The 18,139-nt window shown below is 71.4% G+C and carries 20 protein-coding genes; 13 read left to right on the plus strand and 7 right to left on the minus strand.

Annotated elements, in window-relative coordinates:
- Window positions 1–490 precede the first annotated feature (490 nt).
- The 3 genes from bioD (at window position 491) to Adu01nite_RS00090 (ending at window position 3,409) form a co-directional block, all read left to right on the plus strand.
- Complete coding sequence (bioD, locus tag Adu01nite_RS00080; RefSeq protein ID WP_203724304.1) at window positions 491–1,276, plus strand: dethiobiotin synthase; 786 nt, start codon at window positions 491–493, stop codon at window positions 1,274–1,276.
- A 45-nt stretch (window positions 1,277–1,321) separates the two neighbouring features.
- Window positions 1,322–2,155 carry a PHP domain-containing protein gene (locus Adu01nite_RS00085; protein ID WP_203724101.1) on the plus strand — a complete coding sequence of 278 codons (834 nt, stop codon included), beginning with the start codon at window positions 1,322–1,324 and terminating at the stop codon, window positions 2,153–2,155.
- Window positions 2,156–2,257: 102 nt separating this feature from the next.
- On the plus strand, window positions 2,258–3,409 hold the full coding sequence (locus Adu01nite_RS00090; RefSeq protein WP_203724102.1) for a PepSY domain-containing protein: 1,152 nt from the start codon (window positions 2,258–2,260) through the stop codon (window positions 3,407–3,409).
- Window positions 3,410–3,485: 76 nt separating this feature from the next.
- Here Adu01nite_RS00090 and Adu01nite_RS00095 read toward each other — a convergent pair whose 3' ends face one another.
- From Adu01nite_RS00095 to Adu01nite_RS00105, 3 genes are all read right to left on the minus strand, one after another.
- Entirely contained in the window at window positions 3,486–4,838 is a 1,353-nt protein-coding gene (locus tag Adu01nite_RS00095) for a sensor histidine kinase (protein WP_203724103.1), read from the minus strand.
- Window positions 4,835–5,500 carry a response regulator transcription factor gene (locus Adu01nite_RS00100; protein WP_275414608.1) on the minus strand — a complete coding sequence of 222 codons (666 nt, stop codon included), beginning with the start codon at window positions 5,498–5,500 and terminating at the stop codon, window positions 4,835–4,837. Before Adu01nite_RS00100 ends, Adu01nite_RS00095 begins: the two co-directional genes overlap by 4 nt.
- 287 nt (window positions 5,501–5,787) lie before the next feature.
- Complete coding sequence (locus Adu01nite_RS00105) at window positions 5,788–6,345, minus strand: DUF1697 domain-containing protein (RefSeq protein WP_203724105.1); 558 nt, start codon at window positions 6,343–6,345, stop codon at window positions 5,788–5,790.
- A 224-nt stretch (window positions 6,346–6,569) separates the two neighbouring features.
- Between Adu01nite_RS00105 and Adu01nite_RS00110 the strand changes: the two genes are divergently transcribed.
- Entirely contained in the window at window positions 6,570–7,148 is a 579-nt protein-coding gene (locus Adu01nite_RS00110; RefSeq protein WP_203724106.1) for a GAF domain-containing protein, read from the plus strand.
- A gap of 76 nt (window positions 7,149–7,224) precedes the next feature.
- The gene (locus tag Adu01nite_RS00115; RefSeq protein ID WP_203724107.1) at window positions 7,225–8,139 is read left to right on the plus strand and encodes a diacylglycerol/lipid kinase family protein; all 915 of its coding nucleotides are present in this window, start codon (window positions 7,225–7,227) and stop codon (window positions 8,137–8,139) included.
- Window positions 8,140–8,274: 135 nt separating this feature from the next.
- On the opposite strand, the gene Adu01nite_RS00120 is transcribed toward Adu01nite_RS00115, so the two are convergent.
- On the minus strand, window positions 8,275–9,024 hold the full coding sequence (locus tag Adu01nite_RS00120) for a hypothetical protein (RefSeq protein WP_203724108.1): 750 nt from the start codon (window positions 9,022–9,024) through the stop codon (window positions 8,275–8,277).
- Between the two features lie 214 nt (window positions 9,025–9,238).
- On the opposite strand from Adu01nite_RS00120, the gene Adu01nite_RS00125 reads away from it, so the two are divergent.
- A complete protein-coding gene (locus tag Adu01nite_RS00125) occupies window positions 9,239–9,475 on the plus strand; it encodes a hypothetical protein (protein ID WP_203724109.1) in 237 nt (78 codons plus the stop codon).
- 41 nt (window positions 9,476–9,516) lie between these two features.
- Here the strand turns inward: Adu01nite_RS00125 and Adu01nite_RS00130 are convergent, their stop codons facing one another.
- Entirely contained in the window at window positions 9,517–10,620 is a 1,104-nt protein-coding gene (locus tag Adu01nite_RS00130) for an MBL fold metallo-hydrolase (RefSeq protein ID WP_203724110.1), read from the minus strand.
- Between the two features lie 66 nt (window positions 10,621–10,686).
- Here Adu01nite_RS00130 and Adu01nite_RS00135 point away from each other — a divergent pair, with 66 nt between their 5' ends.
- The 6 genes from Adu01nite_RS00135 to Adu01nite_RS00160 all read left to right on the plus strand — a co-directional run bounded on the left by Adu01nite_RS00135 (window position 10,687) and on the right by Adu01nite_RS00160 (window position 15,280).
- The gene (locus tag Adu01nite_RS00135; protein WP_203724111.1) at window positions 10,687–11,265 is read left to right on the plus strand and encodes an LURP-one-related family protein; all 579 of its coding nucleotides are present in this window, start codon (window positions 10,687–10,689) and stop codon (window positions 11,263–11,265) included.
- Window positions 11,266–11,276: 11 nt separating this feature from the next.
- Window positions 11,277–12,734: a deoxyguanosinetriphosphate triphosphohydrolase family protein gene (locus Adu01nite_RS00140; protein WP_203724112.1), complete on the plus strand. Its 1,458-nt coding sequence runs from the start codon at window positions 11,277–11,279 to the stop codon at window positions 12,732–12,734.
- Between the two features lie 18 nt (window positions 12,735–12,752).
- Window positions 12,753–13,547: a thioesterase family protein gene (locus tag Adu01nite_RS00145; protein WP_203724113.1), complete on the plus strand. Its 795-nt coding sequence runs from the start codon at window positions 12,753–12,755 to the stop codon at window positions 13,545–13,547.
- Between the two features lie 86 nt (window positions 13,548–13,633).
- Window positions 13,634–14,182 (plus strand): ATP-binding transcription factor AbmR, encoded by a 549-nt coding sequence (gene abmR / locus Adu01nite_RS00150; RefSeq protein WP_203724114.1) that lies wholly within the window; start codon window positions 13,634–13,636, stop codon window positions 14,180–14,182.
- Window positions 14,183–14,192: 10 nt separating this feature from the next.
- Window positions 14,193–14,915 (plus strand): HipA family kinase, encoded by a 723-nt coding sequence (locus Adu01nite_RS00155; RefSeq protein WP_203724115.1) that lies wholly within the window; start codon window positions 14,193–14,195, stop codon window positions 14,913–14,915.
- Window positions 14,912–15,280, plus strand: a complete 369-nt coding sequence (locus Adu01nite_RS00160) for a DUF3037 domain-containing protein (protein ID WP_203724116.1) — start codon at window positions 14,912–14,914, stop codon at window positions 15,278–15,280. The genes Adu01nite_RS00155 and Adu01nite_RS00160 overlap by 4 nt, the downstream gene beginning before the upstream one ends.
- Here the strand turns inward: Adu01nite_RS00160 and Adu01nite_RS00165 are convergent.
- The gene (locus tag Adu01nite_RS00165; protein WP_203724117.1) at window positions 15,273–16,115 is read right to left on the minus strand and encodes a transglutaminase-like domain-containing protein; all 843 of its coding nucleotides are present in this window, start codon (window positions 16,113–16,115) and stop codon (window positions 15,273–15,275) included. The genes Adu01nite_RS00160 and Adu01nite_RS00165 overlap by 8 nt on opposite strands.
- Window positions 16,116–16,120: 5 nt before the next feature.
- Window positions 16,121–16,942 (minus strand): MerR family transcriptional regulator, encoded by an 822-nt coding sequence (locus Adu01nite_RS00170; RefSeq protein ID WP_203724118.1) that lies wholly within the window; start codon window positions 16,940–16,942, stop codon window positions 16,121–16,123.
- 72 nt (window positions 16,943–17,014) lie between these two features.
- Between Adu01nite_RS00170 and Adu01nite_RS00175 the strand changes: the two genes are divergently transcribed.
- On the plus strand, window positions 17,015–18,082 hold the full coding sequence (locus Adu01nite_RS00175) for an ATP-dependent DNA ligase (protein WP_203724119.1): 1,068 nt from the start codon (window positions 17,015–17,017) through the stop codon (window positions 18,080–18,082).
- Window positions 18,083–18,139: the final 57 nt, after the last annotated feature.

Here is an 18,139-nt window from a genome sequence, read left to right on the forward strand (position 1 = left end):
GCCGGAGGCCGCCCCGCTGCCGGAGGCCGCCCCGCTGCCGGAGGCCGCCCCGCTGCCGGAGGCCGCCCCGCTGCCGGAGGCCGCCCCGGCGCCGGAGGCCGTCTCGCTGCCCGACGCCGAGCCCGTTTCCACAGTGCGGTCCGGCACGAAGTTTGCTCCCGCCGCGCCCGATGACGAGCGCGGCGCGCACTACGCCGACTACGCCCTCCTCGACGGACCGCTCGGGGCGCCCATCGATCGGCCGGCCGCCGACGATCCGGCCGGGGAGACCGCACCGCCCGCCGAACCGGAGCCGGCGCCCTTGCCCGCGCCCGCCCCCGGGGAACCGCTGACCGCCCCGCCCGGCCCGCCCACCGGCCCACCGGGTGTGCCCGGCGAACCCGGAGCCGAGCCGCTGGGCGTGCCGGTCTCGCCGGCACCCGCCGGCCCCGGCTTCGACGCGGGCGAACTGCCCAGCGGCGAGGAGATCGGGGCGGAGATCGCCGCCGAACTGGCAGCACAGGCACCGGAGCCACAGCCCGCTCCGCGGCACAGCGACACGGGCGAGTGGCGCGGAATCGTGCTGGTCACCGGCACCGACACCGGCGTCGGCAAGACGATCGTCACGGCTGCGGTGGCCGCCGCCGCGCAGGCATCCGGCCTCCGCGTCGCTGTCATCAAGCCCGGCCAGACCGGCATCGCCGACGGCGCCCCCACCGACCTCGACGTCATCAACCACCTGGCGGCGCCGGAGACCGCGCGCGTGCTCGCCGAATACCCGGACCCGATGGCGCCGCTCGCCGCCGCCACGGTCGCGTCGCTGCCACCGCTCGAGCTCTACGAGGTCGTCGACGCCATCCGCACCGAGGCCGAGAAGCACGACCTGGTGCTGGTGGAGGGGGCCGGCGGCCTGCTGGTGCCGATGGGCGTGCGCCCCTCGGGCGCGGCGTGGACCCTGGCCGACCTGGCCACCACACTCGGTGTGCCGACCATCGTGGTGGCCCGGGCCGGCCTGGGCACGCTCAACCACACCGCCCTGACCCTGGAGGCGCTCAGCCGTCGCGGCGTCCCCGCGGGCGTGGTGATCGGCGCCTGGCCGAACGAGCCCGACCTGGTCCACTGGGCCAACCTCAGCGAAATGCTCCCGCACCTGATCGGCGCGCTGCCCGACGGCGCCGGCCGGATGGATCCGGGTGTCTTCCGCCGTTCCGCGCCCGGTTGGCTGACCGCGCCCCTTTACGGCGTCATCGACAACTGGCGGGTCTGGGCCGAGGAAACCGGTGACGGCCACCACTGACCTGCGCTCGGATAACGGCGGCCTGCGCTCGGATAACGTCGGCTGATGCTGCCTACCGATGGCCATGTGCACAGCGAATGGTCGTGGGACGCCCCGCTCGGCGCGATGGAGCGCACCTGCGCACGCGCCGTCGAGCTGGGGCTGCCCGCCGTGGCCTTCACCGAACACCTCGATTACACGATGTGGTCGGCGGTCGAGGGCAACCTCGACGCGCATCCGTATCTGAAAGCGCTGCGAACGCCGGAACTGACCATCACTCCCCCGCCGCTGGACGTCGACGGTTACCTGGAGTCGGTGCAGCGCTGCCGCGATCTCTTCCCCGGCCTGCAGATCATCACCGGCGTCGAGGTGGGTGAGCCGCACCTGCACACCGCCGCGGTGAAGGCCGTGCTCGCCGCCGGACAATTCGACCGGGTGCTCGGTTCGCTGCACTGCCTGCCGCTCGGTGACGGCTTCGCCGAACCGCCGGCGCAGTTCCAACGGCACGCGGCCGCCGACGTGGTCCGGGCCTACCTGGCGGAGGTGCCCCGCCTGATCGCCGGCTCCGACGTCTTCGGCGTGCTCGCCCACATCGACTACGTCGTGCGCTACTGGCCCGACTCGGCCGGACCGTTCGACCCGTACGTCTTCGAGGACCAGTTTCGGCCGGCGTTGCGCGCGCTGGCGGACGGCGGCCGGGCGCTGGAGGTCAATACCCGCCGGCAGTTTCGACCGGAGTTGGTGCGCTGGTTCCGCGAGGAAGGCGGCGACGCCGTGACCTTCGGCAGCGACGCGCATTTCCCGGAGGCGGTCGGGCAGGGCCTCGCCGAAGCGGTGGCCATGGTCGAGGCGCACGGCTTCCGCGCCGGGGCCCATCCCCACGACCGCTGGTGGCGATAGATATAGGAAACGTCCAGGAGGCGTAGAGGGTCTGGTTGGCGGGGATCCGCCCGGGGCCCGGAGCGCGTGGACTTCTCCGTAGCGACTCTCGCGGAGGTGGACATGCGCGAAACATCGGCCCGGGACACGGTGCCCTTCGCCGGCCAGGATGTGCCCGGCGCCCAGATCGGCGCCGACCAGGCGGTGGACCTCGCGCTCCGGGAGGCCGGCGGCGGCCGGCTCGCCGGGGTGCGGGTGGCCCGCGAATTCGGCCGGGTGTCCTACCTGGTGCAGTTCGTCCGCGGGACCTGGCTGTGCACGGCGACCGTGGATGCCCGAACCGGCGAGGTCACCTCGGTCCTCGACGACGGCGCCCGGCTGCCGACCGCCGTGGACGACGGGCGGCCGGCACCGGGAGTGGGCGGCCGGGCCATCCTGCGCACGGATCTGCGAACCGTGTGGGACGTCCGCGGCGCGGTCGACGACCCGGCGGTGTCCTACGTCGCCACCGACTCGGGTGTCGCCGTGGTGGTGCTGCGGCCGGGTCTCGCCCGGGCGCTGTCGCTGGAGTTGCACCACACGACCGGTTTCGGGGCCACGCGCCAGGTGGCGCCGCTGCCGGACGGTGTCGCCGGGGCGACCGCCGGCGGCCGGGTGTTCCGCCTCGATCGTGGCGGCCGGCTCCGCTGGGAGACCCGGTTGCCTGCGCCGCCCTACACCCTGGCGGCGGACGAGACCGGGGCGCGCCTGCTGGTCGCCACCAATGCCGGCGCGGTCGAGGTCGATGCGGAGCGCGGCGAGATCCTGGGGATGGACGGCGGGCCGGTGCGGGCGGCCGCATATCTGCCGGACGGCTCCCACCTGCTGGCCCGGCATCGCGGGGACCTGCTCGTGGTGGGCCGGAACGCCGAGCCGCGCTGGGTGTGGGAACAGGGCGAATATCCCGAGCGGATGTGGTTGCAGGACGGCCGTGCCTATCTGACCGGCGAGGGTGGGCTGAAGGAGCTGGTGGTCGGCGAGGGCACGGTGGCCCGCTGGTCGGAGCCGACCGCCGAGACCGTCGAGTGCGCGGCGATCGCCGACGGGCGGGTCTTCACCTGTGCGCCCGGCTCGCACGTGAGCCGGCACGGCTATGCCACCGCGGGTTACGACGGACCGGTCACCGGCGTGCCGGACCATCCGGAGGTGCTCACGGTCGTGCGCCCGGACGGCGCCGAACCCTGGCTGCTGATCGGCCATCGGGACGGCTTGCTGTCGGCCCACCTCGTCAACTGATCGCGATGTCATGGCCGGAAGTTTGGGCCTTGACCTAGGGGGAGACTCAACCCCCGAATCCCCCCGGGAGAGAGACTCAGGCGGCCGGGAGGCAGACGACGGCGTCGGTTCCCCGGCCGGCCGCCGGGCGGAGTTCGGCCTGCCCGCCGGAGGCCTCGGCAAGCTGACGGACCAGGGCAAGGCCGAGCCCGGTGCCGCCCTTGGGCGCGTTCGCGGCCCGCCAGAACGGATCCATCGCCCGGGTGCGCTCCTCCGGCGTCAGCCCGGCGCCCTCGTCGGTGACGTGCAGCTCCCACCCGGATTCGCAGGGCTGCCAGCCGATCGTCACGGTGCTGCCCGGCGGCGCCGCCCGGACGGCGTTGGAAAGCAGGTTGTCGAGAATCTGCTCGATCCCACCGGGCAGCGACCGCACCCGCGCCTCCGGGTCGCCGACGGCGCTCAGCTCGACCTCGCCGGCCGCGGCGACCGGCTGCCAGTGCTGGACCCGCCCGGCCGCGACCGCGGCCACCCCACACCGTTCCGGCTCCACCTCGACCTGCTCGTAGCGCGCCATCGTCAGCAGCGTGTCGACCAGCCGGGTGAGACGGTCCGTCTCGGCGAGCGCCGCCCGCAGGTCCCGGCCCTGCTCCTCGGCGGCGTCGTGCTCGAGGTTCTCCAGTCGCAGGCGAAGGGCCGCGAGCGGGGTCTTGAGCTGATGGGAGGCGTGCCCGATGAACGCCCGCTGGGTGGCGATGAGCGTGTGCAACCGATGCGCGGTCGCCGCGAACGTGGTCGCGAGCCGCCGCAACTCCGGCGGCCCGGTCGAGGTCGGCAGGAAGCCGGGGGCGGTGCCCAGCGCGGCCTGACCGGTGGCGCGTTCCAATGCCCGGACCGGGCGGCTGATCCAGCGGGCCAGCGCCACCGCGGTCAGCGCCGCGGCGGCCAGCGCGATGACACCCGCCCCGGCCAGCAGCAGCCAGAAGCGGTGGATCCGGGAGGTCAACGCCGTCGCGGGCACGCTGATCCGGATCGCACCCTGCGCCACGACGCCGGGGTGCACGGAGACGGTCACCACGAGCGCCCTGTCGCGGTCCGAGCCGGTGATCCGGGCCCGTACCCGGCCCTGTCCGTGCAACACCGCGCCGATGTCCGCGGCAGCGTCCGGAAGTGGTCCCCCGGGTCGCGTGCTCGTCAGCGTCCGGCCCCGGCCGTCGACGACGTCGACCTGGCCACCGAGGCGTTGCGCGGTCTCGGCGGCGAGCAGGTCGATCGGCCCGCCGCCGCTGAGCGCCGCGTCGACGAAGACGGCCAGCACCTCGGCGTCGTGCTCGAGCTGTTCGAGCGCGTTCTGCTGCTCGTTGCGCTGCTGCATCCAGCCCAGCGGAATCTCCAGTGCGGCCAGGATGAGCAGGCCGAACGTCAGGTAGGTCAGTAGCAGGCGCCGGGTCACGCGGCGTCCGCCGGCGGCACGCTCAGCCGGAATCCGACCCCACGCCGATTCTCGATCCACCGGGGGTCGCCGAGCTTCCGGCGCAGCGTCGCGACGTGGAAGTCGAGGGTCTTGCCGCTGCCGAAGAAGTTGGGCTCCCATACCCTCTCGAGGATCCGGCGCCGGTCGACCACCGCGCCCGGGTCCTGGGCGAGCAGGACCAGCAGCTGGTACTCCTTGGCGGTCAGCCGCAAGGGGGTGCCGCGCAGCGTGGCCTCGCGCAGCCGCGGATCGATCCGCAGCGGGCCGAGCGGACCGCCCGGGTTCGCCGGGGTCACGACGCGACGGCCGATCGCGCGCATCCGGGCGACCAGTTCCCGGGTGCTGAACGGCTTCGCCACGTAGTCGTCGGCGCCGATCTCCAGGCCGAGGACCCGGTCCGCCTCGTCGCCGCGCGCGGTCAGCATGATGATCGGCACGTCGCCCTCGGCCCGCAAGCGGCGGCAGACGTCGATGCCGTCGATGTCCGGCAACCCGAGGTCCAGCAGCACGAAGTCGCCGACCGGAGCGCTCAGGGCGGCCGCGCCGGTGGCCACGTGCCGGGTGACCATGCCGTATCGGGCCAGCCCGTCCATCAACGGCTCGGCGATCGACTCGTCGTCCTCGACCAGCAGGACCTCCACGGCACAACTCCTCACCGCGCGCCGACGGCGGCAGGGCGCGCACCAGGAGGTACGTCTCTGGGTTGCGGCCGGTTGAAAGAAGGGCTTTACCTTCCCGCCGGGTGAGGGTCCAGACTCCTCGGCATGAGCTTGCGGGAAGGCCATTCACCAGGGTTCGAGTCAGTTCGCAAAAACACCTGCGGAGCAGCCAAAAGCCCGTCAAGAACAGGGGTGGAGGCCCGGCCACCGTGACCCGGTGGCGGGCTTCCAGCCCGCACAAACAAAGCTTCCGAGGTGTACGCGGTGGATCAGACCGTCTCGGCCAGTTCCGCCAGCTTGCTGACCGTCGCCCAGTTCCGCTCCGTGCCGTGCAGGGCGAGCCGGCGGGCGACCATCGCGGCGTTCAGCGGATTGCCGTGCACCCCCGTGCGGTAGTCGATGTACACCTCCCGATCCTGCACCCGGACGTCGTCGTGCTCCTCCAGGCGTTTGACGCGCTCGGGCGACGGGTGCTCGGCAAGGAAGATGACCCGCATCAGAGTCGGACGTTCGGCGGCCGCCTCGGCGAAGGGGTTCGCGGCGAGGATCTCGCGGAGGCGGTCGTGGCTGCGGACCATGACCGGCTCATCGAGTCCGAAGTCGGCGCGCAGCACCTCGCGAATAAGCGAGCCGATCTCCGAGCCGGTCACCGAGCCGATCACCAGCCCGCTCTCCCGATCGGAACGGAGGATGACGTTGCCGCTCTGCAGATGGGTGCGGGCACCGGGGATGCCGGCCTCGGCCAGCCGATCACGCAGGTACGCCATCGGCACCTTGTTGCGGGCACCGAGATTGACCGCTCGCAGCAACGCGATCCACACCGTCATCGACCGTCATCCCTCCGTGCCGACTTCTTGGAGGTCGCCGGAGATCAATTCCATCATCGTGGCCTCACGCCGGCGGCGGCGGAGGCCCGCAGACCCACACGCCGTGTGCGATTTTCATATTGAAGGCCGGCGGGTGGCATCAAATCGGCCACCGTGGCCGTTGCGGGACACCTGGGCAGTTTCTAGGCTCGGCGTGACCGCGATCACGTAGAGGGGATTCGCTCATGACCAACAGCAATCCGGTGTCGTCGAGCGCCTACGAGTACTTGGACAACGTCGGTCCCGAGGAACAGGCGCGGCTCGAGGCCGTCCGCCGGTACCGACTGGTCGATCAGCCGGTGGAGGACGCCTACGACCGGATCGCATTCGTCGCGGCGGCCATCTTCGACACTCCGATCGCGACGGTCTCCCTGGTCGAGCAGGACCGGGTGTGGCTGGCCGCATGCCAGGGCCTCGTCGGGGTGCGCGAGGTGGGCAAGGAGCCCGGCCTGTGCGCGTCGGTGATCGCCCAGGACGACGTCTACGTGATCAACAACGCCTCGGTCGACCCGCGCACTCTCGAGCACCCGCTGGTCCGCGGTGAGCTGGGCCTGCGCTTCTACGCCGCGGCGCCGATCCGCACGCACGACGGCTACCGCCTCGGCACCGTCAACGTCATCGACAATCGGCCGCGCGAGGCCACCCCGCGTCAGCTGCGGGCTCTCGAGCACCTGGCGTCGATGGTCTCGGACGAGTTGGAGCTGCGCCTGATGGTGATCCGCAGCGCCGCCGCCGAGCAGCGCATGCGGGAAACGGTGAACTGATCACCCGGCCGGTGCTCGACGGGTGCTGATCGACGGGTGCTGATTACCGGCCGGTCCGATCGGGTAGTCCGCGTCCATGCAGACCCCCCGAAAGATCGCTGTCGTCGCCCACCAGCGCAAGACGCTCGATGGTGGCTTGGATGAGCTGCGGCGCCGCATCACCGGCGGCGGCGTCGACGAGCTGATCTGGGCCGAGGTCCCGAAGAGCAGCAAGGCGCCCAAGCAGGTCCGCAAGGCCGTCGCGGCCGGGGTCGACCTGCTGGTCGTCTGGGGTGGCGACGGCATGGTGCAGCGGTCGCTCGACGTGGTGGCGCAGGAGAAGGGCGGCTCGAAGATCCCGGTGGCGATCATTCCGGCCGGCACCGGGAACCTTCTCGCCACCAACCTGGGCATCCCGCACAACCTGGAGAAGGCCGTCGACATCGCGCTGCACGGCAAGCGGCACCGCATCGACCTGGGCAAGCTGGGAGGTGAGTACTTCGGCGTGATGGCCGGCGTCGGCTTCGACGGCGCGATGATCAACGACGCGGACCGGAAGATGAAGGAGCGGCTGGGCAAGCTCGCCTACGTGTGGGCCGGCGTGCGCCACGTCAACGGCGAGGCCGCCACCGCGCGGATCCTCGTCGATGGGGTGAAGTGGTTCGACGACGAGGCCAGCTGCGTGCTGATCGGCAACGTCGGCACGATCACCGGAGGCATCAACGCCTTCGACGACGCGAAGCCGGACGACGGCTGGCTCGACGTCGGCGTCGCCACCGCGCAGGGCGCCATGCAGTGGGCACGCGCGCTCGGCACGATGGCGGTGGGCCGCTCGGACCGTTCCCCGTTCGTCCGCACCACCCGCGCCCGCCGGATCGACGTGAAGCTCAAGAGCAAGATGGAGTACGAGCTGGACGGCGGCGCCCGCACCAAGACCAAGAGCTTCACCGCTTCGGTCTCCCCCGGCGCGGTCAAGATCTGCGTCCCCCGCGAGTCCCCCGAGGCGGCTTAGGCACCCAGCCGCAGGCATCACGCCAGGCGAAAGCGAAGACCGGCTCCGAGAGCCCGGTTTCCAAAGCCCGGCGCCCAAGCCCGGCGCCCAAGCCCGGCGCCCAGCGCTCACACCGGGGGGCAAGCGGCCCACGCATCACGCCAGATCCGCGCGGGCCAGATCCGCGCGGGCCAGATCCGCGCGGGCCAGATCCGCGCGGGCCAGATCCGCGAGCGCCAGATCCGCGACCGCCAGATCCGCGAGGGCCAGAGCATGGGCTCGGCCCGGGCAGCGGCGTGGTCCCGCGCCGAAGGCCAGGTCGCCGTTGAGCGCGACCAGCACCTCTTCGCCGGCCGACACGGAGACCCCGCCGGGTAGCGCCGTCGTCGTCGTGGCCTGGCGCCGGGTCGCCGGGACCGGTGGATCTTCGGCCAAGACCTCGGCCGGCGGGCGGGTGCGCAGGCGCTCGATCAGGGTGGCGGTGGCGTCGCAGGCCTGAACCAGGACGCCGATGCGGGCTGCGGTCGGCTCGTCGTGGGCGCCGGCCAGGACGGTGATCAGCTGCTCGACGGCCGCGTCGGCTCGGGAGTCATCGCCGGTGCCGGGGCGGTAGGCCTGGGCGATCTCGCGCACGAGCGCCACCACCGGCGCGGCGATCCCCATCGCCCGGGCCAGCGTGGCAACCGGATGCTCAGCATCCACCCGGCGTAGCGAGGCCGCCGGGATCCGGTTCAGGATCTCGACGGAGAGCGCCCGGCGACGCTCATGATCTACGCCGGTGCTGAATCGGCCGACCGAAGCGCGCAGCCAGGCGACCCCGGCCGAGCCGGGCGGGACCGGCGGAACTACGAACGTGGGGTCGGTCAGGACGGCCAGTGCGGCCGCGGGATCGAGAATCTCCGGCATGCCCGGACGTTAACGGCGGGAACCTTCGGTCTTCGCCGAACTGACCGGCCGACCGCAGATCTTCGCGACAAAAGACAAATTTGCGACAAAAACTCCGTACGCAAATGGGCTTTTTATGGGGTTATTTGCCTATCAATCCCCTGGATTGTGGCGCCTGATGGGCCGCACACTTGCCTTCGATCCGGCACCACTACGCATCTTCAGGGGGTTCGGCATGACGTACCACCCGAGTTCCGCAGTGAGCGTCGCCGCCGTGCTGACCGCGGCCACCGTCATCGTCGTCGGGTACCGCCTCGGTCGCACGCACTCCGCCTGGCGGGACGTGCACAACGCCCGCCGCGCACTCCGCAGCACCCGCCGGGACGCACTGGCCCAGACGGTCCAGTTCATCACGGCTTCGGTGATCATCCTGGCCACGCTGTTCGCGGCCGCCTTCAACGCTGCCCGCTGATCGAAGGCCCGGGAATCAACGGGGATTCCCGGGACACAGCGTCAGGCGATCTGCTGCCACCAACCGTCGACCGGCGGCGGGTTGTCGACGTCGACCCGCTCGCCCGGCCGGGGAACCGCCAGCTTGACGCCGCGGGCCTTGGCCTCGCTCCAGGCGCGGTCGGCCGGCTCGGGCCAGTCGTGCAGGGCGAGGTTGAAGGTCGCCCAGTGCACCGGAATCATCAGACCGCCGCGCACGTCGACGTGGGTGGCCACCCCGTCCTCGGGGATCATGTGGATGTCCGGCCACTGGTCGCCGTACGCCCCGATCTGCACCAGCGTGACGTCGAACGGGCCGTGCTCCGCGCCGATCTCGGCGAAGCCGGGGAAGTAACCGGTGTCGCCGGAGTAGAAGACCTTGCGGGTGGGTCCGTTGATCACCCAGCTGGTCCAGAGGGTCTCGTCGCGGCTGAAGCCGCGGCCGGAGAAGTGCCGGGCCGCGGTCGCGACGAACTCGATGCCGGCGACCTTGGCGTGCTCGTCCCAGTCGAGCTCGATGATCCGGGTGGCGGGCACGCCCCAGCGCTCGAGGTGGGCACCGACCCCCAGCGGCACCAGGAACGGCGCGGCCTGGAGATCGACCAGATTTTGGATGGTGTCCATGTCGAGGTGGTCGTAGTGATCGTGGGAGATCAGCACGGCGTCCAGCGGCGGCAGGTCGCGCAGCGCCACCGGCGGCTCGTGCAGGCGCTTCGGCCCGCCCAGCCGGGACGGCGAGCAGCGGTCGCTCCAGACCGGGTCGAGCAGCACCCGGCGGCCCTCGATCTCGACCAGCGCCGAGGAGTGGCCGTACCAGGTGACGTGCAGGCCCTCGGCGTCGAGGCCGGAAACCGGGGTCACCACCGGGATCGGCTGGTGCGGGTGGCGGGCCTCCCGGTCGCGCATCGCGGCGACGGCCATCGAGGGCACGCTCGCGGCGGAGAGCGGGCTCGCCGGCACGGTGTTACGGAACTTGCCGTCCGAGAACTGCGGGGAAGCCTGGACCCGGGCAAGTCGGTCACCCTTGGCCTTGGCGCCCATCTGGCGCGGAATGTCCCTGGCCACCCACACGGCCGCCGCGCCCAGCGCCAGCGCGATCCACGAACCGGTTCGTCCCCGCTTAGTCATCACCCCAGTTTGACGGGCTGATGGGGGTACCGCCACAAAGCTGCGAAGGATCTAGACTGCGCGGCCGTGACTGTCGACACCCTCCAGATTCAGCAGCAGCTCATCGTCCGTCAGCGAATCCGCCTGATGGTCAACCAATATGAGATCCACGCCGTCTCCGCCGACGGCAAGGAGGCGGGCATTCTCGCCTTCGCCCAGCAGAAGCGGATGGCCTTCAAAGAGCAGGTCACCCTCTACTCCGATGACACCAAGACCACCCCGGTCCTGGGCTTCAAGGCTCGCCAGGTGATCGACCTGGGCGCCACCTACGACGTGACCGACGCCAACGGCACGCCGATCGGCCTGTTCCGGAAAAACTTCAAGGAGTCGCTCCTGCGCTCCACCTGGCACCTGGAGCAGCCCGGATTCGGCGAGATGATCGGCCGGGAGAGCAACCTGACGGTCGCGATCCTGCGCCGTTTCGTGGACTCGCTGTCCTGGCTGCCGTACCACTTCGAGTTCCTGATCGGCGACCGGCCGGCCTTCTCGGTGATCAAGAAGTGGGGCCTGCGGGACCGTTACGTGGTGACGATCCACGACCCGCAGCTGGACCGCCGGCTCGTCGCGGCGATGGCGGTTGCGCTGGACGCTCTGCAGTCCCGGTAGCGTTGCGGGGTATGGACGATTCTCGGGCCGAGCGCCTTTTCGGGGACAGCCTGGTCGCACCGGGTGACCTCGCCGCCAGCCCGTTCCGGGTGGACCGGGACCGGATCGTCAGTTCCCCCTTCTTCGCCCGGCTCGCCGGCGTCACCCAGGTCATCAGCCCGGGTGGCGCCGGCCTGCTCGTGCACAACCGGATGACGCACAGCCTGAAGGTCGCGCAGGTCGCCCGGGCCATCGCCGAGCGGGTGGTGAAGGCCGACGAGGCCGACCTGGCGGAGAAGCTGGGCGGCCTCGACCCGGACGTGGTGGAGGCCGCCGCCCTGGCCCACGACCTGGGCCACCCGCCCTTCGGCCACCTGGGCGAACGCGTCCTCGACCATCTCGCCCGGCACCGGCTGCGGATCCCGGACGGATTCGAGGGCAACGCCCAGTCGTACCGGATCGTCACCAGCACCGAGATCCGCGGGCAGGCCACGATCGGCCTCAACCTCACCAACGCCGTCCGCGCCGCGATCCTCAAATACCCGTGGACCAGGAACGGCACCGCCCGCTACATGGATCCGCCGCCGCGCGGAGCGGCCCCGCCGTCCGACGACCCGGACGGCGGTTCGGCCAAGTTCAGCGCCTACACCACCGAGGTCGACGACATGCTCGCCGCCCGCGCGCCGTTCGCGGGCCGGGTCGCCGACTGGCAGCAGACCGTCGAGGCGTCGGTGATGGATACCGCCGACGACATCGCATACGCCATCCACGACCTGGAGGACGTGCACCGGGTGGGCGTGCTCCAGCAGGGCGCGGTCGCCGCCGAGCTGATGGCCTGGCAGCGCTGGGGTCCCGACTCGGATCCGACCCGGGCCGGCGGCGCGATCGAGTCGCTGCGCCGCCAGCTGCACCGCAAGGACGGCTGGATGGCGAACGACGACGCCTTCACGGCGGCGGTCGAGCTGGTGCGGGCCGAGCTGGTCGACGGCCTGCTGGCCCGTCCGTTCGACGGCTCCCTGGAGGCGGAGGCCCAGGTCGCGGCGTTCTCGGCGACCTGGACCCAGCGCCTTGTCGAGTCGATCGGGCTGACCGGTCAGCCGGCCGTCCGCTCCGGCCACGTCCAGCTGGCGACCGCCCAGTGGCACGAGGTGCAGATCCTGAAGTTCGTCCAGAACCGCTTCGTCCTGGCCCGTCCCGACCTCGCCCTGCACCAGCGCGGCCAGGGCCGGTTGCTCGCCACCCTGGTGGAGGCGTTGCTGGCGTGGCTGACCGACCCCGACGAGGAGCAGCGCATCCCGCGCCGGCTGCGCGATCTGGTCGAGCTGGCCGAGTCGGAACTCCCGGACGGCACGCCCGACCGGGTGGGCCAGGCCCGCGGCCGCGCGGTGATCGATTTCGTGGCCGCCCTGACCGACAATCAGGCGGTGGGCCTCATGGAGGCCCTCTCCGGCAGCTCCCGCCAGCTCTGGACCGACGCGTTCGTCCTCTGAGCAGCAAGGCTTGATCAAATGAAGAGCTTCGCGGAAGCGACCGCCCTGAGCGGCAACGACGACGGCACCTACACCGCGGAGCTCGACCCGCAGTGGGCGATCGGCGACAAGCTGCACGGCGGCTATCTGATGGCGGTGCTGTGCCGGGCCGTGGCGGCCGGCGCCGAGCATCCGCACCTCGTCGCGGTCACCACCTCCTTCCTCCGGCCGCCGGCGCCGGGACCGGCCACCGTCTCGGTCGAGCTGCTGCGGGCCGGGCGGAGTCAGGCGCAGTTCCGGGCGCGGCTCGAGCAGGACGGCGCGGCCTGTGCGGAGGCGCTGGTCACCCAGGGCACGCTGGACGAGGCGGAGGCCTGGTGGAGCGGCGCGAGCCGGCCCGAGCTGCCGGCCGAGGAGGACTGCTTCCTGCTTCCGTCGAATGCCTCGGGCGCCTCCTTCCAGGTGCACCTGCTGGACGTCGTCGAGCACCGGCTCAACCCGGCCGATCTCGGCTTCGCCGTCGGACAGCCGTCGCCCAGCGGGCGGATCGCCGGTTGGCTGCGGCTGGCCGACGGCGCCGACTGGGACCCGCTGAGCATGCTGATCGCCCTCGACCCGGCACCGCCGATCTCGCTGACCCTGGGCGTGACCGGCTGGGCGCCGACGATCACCCTCACCGCCTACCTGCGGCGGCTGCCGGCACCGGGGCCGCTCCGGGTCGCCATGCACGCGACCGAGATCGTCTCGGGCCGGATGGACGAGATCACCTTCGTCTGGGACGCGAAGGGCAACCTGGTCGCCCAGGCGACCCAGCTCGCGGCCATCCGGCATTAAGCCGACGGGAGAAAAGCGCGAACGTGATGGCAGCAAGCACTGTAACGGTGTAATCCTGTAATCACGTTCGTATGGGGAGGTTGGATATGCGTTACCGTCCCGCTCCGCCGGGGGCCCGCAACGAGCCCCCGGCTGCCGACGACGCCGCCGCCTGGGTTACCGGGGCAATCCCGGACGGGTGGTTCACCGAGCGTCCCGAGGTCGTGGTCGACCGCGACGAGATCATCATCTGGGCCCGGGTCGCCGAGCCCGATCTCGGCGCCGACGCCACCGACGCCGACCGGGCGGCCGCCCAGGCCGGCCGGATCAACCAGTTCCGCGAGGACACCCGGGAGGACCGGATCCGGGTCGCCCGCCAGGTCGAGCACCGCTATCAGCGCAAGGTCGCCTGGGGCGTGCGCTGCGGCGACACCGAGGAACTGTTCACCCATCTGGCCGCTCCGGTGATGACGCGGCTGCGCCAGCCCGAGCGGCAGATCCTGGACACGCTGGTCGACGCCGGCGTGGCCCGCTCCCGGTCGGAGGCGCTGGCCTGGTGCGTGAAGCTGGTCGGGCAGCACTCCGAGGACTGGCTGGCCGGCCTGCGGGAGGCCATGACCAAGGTCGACGAGCTGCGAAAGCAGGGCCCGCACTAGGGTTTGCGGCGTGCTACGTCAGGTCACCGCCCTCCGCTATGTCACGCCGCTCCGCGAGGGCGGTTCGCTGCCCGGCGTCGTCGAAGCCGACGACCTGGGGACGTACGTCGTGAAGTTTCGCGGCGCCGGGCAGGGACCGAAGGCCCTGGTCGCCGAGGTGATCTCCGGCGAGCTGGGCCGCCGGCTGGGCCTGCCCGTTCCCGAGCTGGCCGTGGTGCACCTCGATCCGATCGTGGCGCGCGCCGAGCCGGACGAGGAGGTCCAGGAGCTGATCAAGGCGAGCGCCGGGGCCAACCTGGGGATGGACTTCCTGCCCGGGTCGCTGGGATATGACCCGGTCGCGCACCATGTCGAGCCGGCGCTGGCCTCCCAGGTGATCGCCTTCGACGCCTTCGTGGAGAACGTGGACCGCAGTTGGCGCAACCCGAACCTCCTGATGTGGCACAACGAGCTGTGGCTGATCGACCACGGCGCGACTCTCTACTTCCACCACAACTGGCCGCGCGCCGAGGCGGTGGTGCACCGGCCGTACAAGTGGGACGACCACGTGCTCAAGCCCTACGCCACCGCGCTGGCGACCGAAGGCCCGGCGCTGGCTGCCCGGCTGACGCCCGGGCTGATCACCGAGGCGCTGGCCCTGGTGCCGGACGAGTGGCTGGACGACGTGGACCGCGACGCCTACCTCACCCACCTGGCCCGCCGGGCCGAGCAGCCGGAGGCGTGGCTGCCGTGAGACTCCCCTACGAGTACGCCATCATCCAGGCCGTACCCCGCATCGAGCGCGGCGAGCTGATCAACGTGGGCGTCGTCCTCTACAACCAGCGCGCCGACTTCCTGGCCGCCCGCACCCACCTGCACGAGGACCGGCTGCGCGCCCTCGACCCGGACGCCGACGTCGCCGCCGTGGCCGCCGCCCTGGCTTCGTGGGAGGCCACCTGCACCGGCGCGGGCGCCGCCGCCGCGATGAAGCCGGGCGAACGTTTTCGCTGGCTGGTGGCCCCCCGCAGCACGATCCTGCGAGCCGGCCCGGTGCACATGGGCCTGGCCGAGGACCCGGCCATCGAGCTCGACCGTCTCATGGCGATCCTGGTCAGGTAGAAACCCGCAGGTCGACATCCGAGACCACGCCGCGCGGGCTCACACATCTGATCTGGTCGCCGGGATGCAGTCGGAGGTCGTCGGCGTAACGGTCGGCCAGCTTGCGCTCGGCGGCCTTGTCGCCCGCGTCGGCGGACTGCAGAAGATCGGCGATCTCGTCGATCAGGGCCGGGTCGGCGGGCGGCTCGCGGCCCATGTCGCCCCAGAGATCCCACAGCAGCAGCTCGTCGCCGCGGCGGTGGGCCAGCTCGTAGATCACGTAGTTGCGCACGAACCAGGCGCCGCGCAGCTCCGGATCGCCGCCGACGCCGAAGGTCTCCACATCGACCACGCCGCTGCGGTGGTCGGTCCACACCTGCGCCGCCGTGCGGAGCCCGCCGGGCGCCAGCCGCACGTCGGGCACGTCCACCTCGGTGTCGGTGGCGATCCAGCGGCTCCCGTCCCAGAACTCCGTGATCACGTGGTCCAGGTGGTCGCCCGGGACGATGTAGTCGGCGAAGCCGATCCGGCTTCGCGCCGGCACCCCCTTGTGCCGCAGCGCGGCGACGGTCAGCAGGGCGAAGTCGCGGCAGCAGCCCACCACGCGCTGCTCGGGCGGGCGCGGCTCGGCGAGCGGGGTGGCGAACCGCTTCCGGTCGGCGCCGAGGATCCGGTCGACCCAGCGGCTGTCGATCTCGGTGAGCCGATCGGGTGGGAAGTCGATGCCGGAAGCCCGGTAGTGCACGGCCAGGTTGCGCACCACCGCGCCGATGCCGTCGGGATCGGCCGGGAGCGGGTCGAACAGCGCCGCGTGCTGCCGAGGGTCGGAGAACCGGGTCTGGCGGGTGTAGTCCATGTCGTTCACTCCTTGATGGGTTGGGCAACGTGCACGAACGGGTCGGTGCCGGCGATCCGGTGCCACTCGCCGAGGTAGATCTCGCGCTCGGGGCCGCCGCGGGCGAGCCCCTGCGCGTTGGTGAAGCCGTCGATCGCCTCGTAGGCCCGCAGGATGCGCGGATAGAAGCAGTCGTCGCGGGCCACGGTGGTGAACACCTGGCGGTGGGCCGGCTCGATCCGGATGGTGATCTCGTCGAACGGCTCGACCGAGCCGGTGAACGGGACACACACCTCGATGAGCGCCTCGCTCTCCGGCGTGACCGGGCCGTGGTAGATCACCCAGTGCTCCACCGCCTCGCTCTCGGTCTGCCCGTCGAGATGGGAACGGATCGCCCACTCGCAGCCGCGGATGGCCTCGACCAGGCCGTGCTGGTCGACCTCGGTGCGGATCGACGCGATCTTGGTCGCCGGGACGTCCCGGACGGTCACCTCGAAGCTCGCCTCGAGCGAGCTGGCTCGGTTGGCCAACTGGCCGCGCAGCCAGCCGAAACTGCCGCGCCGGGCCTGCATGCCGGCCTCCTCCGCGGCCCACCAACGGTCGAGCCGGAGCACCGCCTCCTCGTCGGTGGCGTCGACGATCTCGGCGATGACCGCGAGCGGCATCTCCAGCCGGCGGAGCACACTGATCCGCCGGGCGCGCTCCACCTGGTCCTCCCGGTAGCGGCGATAGCCGTTCAGCGGGTCGACCGTGTCGGGCCGCAGCAGGCCCGAATCGTCGTAAGCCCGCAGCGTTTTCGCCGTGAGCCCGGCCCGGCGGCCGAACTCACCGATGGTGAGGGTGTCCATGACGAAGAGTCTGGGCCTTCCCCCAGGGGGAAGGTAAAGACGGATCACGACGGAAGCGGCAGACTGGGGACCATGGAGCTGCCGATCAACCCGCCGGTCAAGCCGATGCTCGCCAAGCCCGTCGCCGAGATCCCGCCGGGCCAGGTCTACGAGCCGAAGTGGGACGGCTTCCGTTCGATCATCTTCCGGGACGGCGCCGAGGTCGAGATCGGCAGCCGCAACGAGAAGCCGATGACCAGATATTTCCCCGAGGTCGTCGAGGCCGTGCTGGCCAACTTCCCGGAGCGGGTGGTGATCGACGGCGAGGTGATCGTGGCCGACACCGAGCGGAACACGCTCGATTTCGAGGCGCTCCAGCAGCGCATCCATCCGGCGGCCAGCCGGGTCAAGCTGCTCAGCGAGCAGACCCCGGCCAGCTTCGTCGCGTTCGACCTGCTCGCGATCGGCGACGAGGACCTCACCGAGCGGCCCTTCGCGGAGCGGCGGGCGCGCTTGCAGGACGTACTCAAGAATGCGCAGCCACCGGTGCACATCACGCCGGCCACCGACGATCTTCCCACCGCGCAGCGGTGGTTCGCGGAGTTCGAGGGCGCCGGGCTGGACGGGTTGATCGCCAAGGCGCACGACCTCACCTACCAGCCCGACAAGCGGGTGATGACGAAGATCAAGCACAAGCGGACGGCCGACTGCGTGGTCGCCGGATATCGCGTGCACAAGTCCGCCGAGGATCGGATCGGATCGTTGCTGCTCGGCCTCTACGACGAGCGCGACGTCCTGGTCTCGGTCGGCGTGATCGGCGCGTTCCCGATGGCCGTGCGCGAGGAGCTGTTCCGCGAGCTTCAGCCGCTGGTCACGCCGCTGGAGGGCCACCCGTGGGATTGGGCCGCGCACATGCAGGGCGAGCGCACCCCGCGGAAAAACGAGTACAGCCGGTGGAACAACGGGAAGGATCTCTCCTTCACACCGTTGCGCCCGGAGCGCGTGGTCGAGGTGCGGTACGACTACATGGAGGGCATCCGGTTCCGGCACACCGCCCAGTTCGAGCGCTGGCGACCCGACCGCGAGCCGCGTACCTGCACCTATGAGCAGTTGGAGCGCCCGGTGCGGTTCGACCTGGCCGAGGTCCTCAGCAGTCGGTGAATCAAGACCGGCTAGCCTCGACCCTGCAAGTCCCAGCCGTCGAAAGGCCCTGACCGT

This window comes from Paractinoplanes durhamensis (assembly GCF_016862175.1).
GTDB classification, from domain to species: domain Bacteria; phylum Actinomycetota; class Actinomycetes; order Mycobacteriales; family Micromonosporaceae; genus Actinoplanes; species Actinoplanes durhamensis.

What these genes read in the sequence shown, in the direction of transcription:
- Adu01nite_RS00090 (WP_203724102.1), top strand. Translation starts at nt 2,258, where the DNA reads ATGCGCGAAACATCGGCCCGGGACACGGTGCCCTTCGCCGGCCAGGAT.
- Adu01nite_RS00125 (WP_203724109.1), top strand. Translation starts at nt 9,239, where the DNA reads ATGACGTACCACCCGAGTTCCGCAGTGAGCGTCGCCGCCGTGCTGACC.
- Adu01nite_RS00145 (WP_203724113.1), top strand. Translation starts at nt 12,753, where the DNA reads ATGAAGAGCTTCGCGGAAGCGACCGCCCTGAGCGGCAACGACGACGGC.
- Adu01nite_RS00175 (WP_203724119.1), top strand. Translation starts at nt 17,015, where the DNA reads ATGGAGCTGCCGATCAACCCGCCGGTCAAGCCGATGCTCGCCAAGCCC.
- Adu01nite_RS00085 (WP_203724101.1), top strand. Translation starts at nt 1,322, where the DNA reads ATGCTGCCTACCGATGGCCATGTGCACAGCGAATGGTCGTGGGACGCC.
- Adu01nite_RS00170 (WP_203724118.1), bottom strand. Translation starts at nt 16,942, where the DNA reads ATGGACACCCTCACCATCGGTGAGTTCGGCCGCCGGGCCGGGCTCACG.
- Adu01nite_RS00110 (WP_203724106.1), top strand. Translation starts at nt 6,570, where the DNA reads ATGACCAACAGCAATCCGGTGTCGTCGAGCGCCTACGAGTACTTGGAC.
- Adu01nite_RS00120 (WP_203724108.1), bottom strand. Translation starts at nt 9,024, where the DNA reads ATGCCGGAGATTCTCGATCCCGCGGCCGCACTGGCCGTCCTGACCGAC.
- abmR (WP_203724114.1), top strand. Translation starts at nt 13,634, where the DNA reads ATGCGTTACCGTCCCGCTCCGCCGGGGGCCCGCAACGAGCCCCCGGCT.
- Adu01nite_RS00115 (WP_203724107.1), top strand. Translation starts at nt 7,225, where the DNA reads ATGCAGACCCCCCGAAAGATCGCTGTCGTCGCCCACCAGCGCAAGACG.
- Adu01nite_RS00140 (WP_203724112.1), top strand. Translation starts at nt 11,277, where the DNA reads ATGGACGATTCTCGGGCCGAGCGCCTTTTCGGGGACAGCCTGGTCGCA.
- Adu01nite_RS00165 (WP_203724117.1), bottom strand. Translation starts at nt 16,115, where the DNA reads ATGGACTACACCCGCCAGACCCGGTTCTCCGACCCTCGGCAGCACGCG.
- Adu01nite_RS00105 (WP_203724105.1), bottom strand. Translation starts at nt 6,345, where the DNA reads ATGACGGTGTGGATCGCGTTGCTGCGAGCGGTCAATCTCGGTGCCCGC.
- Adu01nite_RS00130 (WP_203724110.1), bottom strand. Translation starts at nt 10,620, where the DNA reads ATGACTAAGCGGGGACGAACCGGTTCGTGGATCGCGCTGGCGCTGGGC.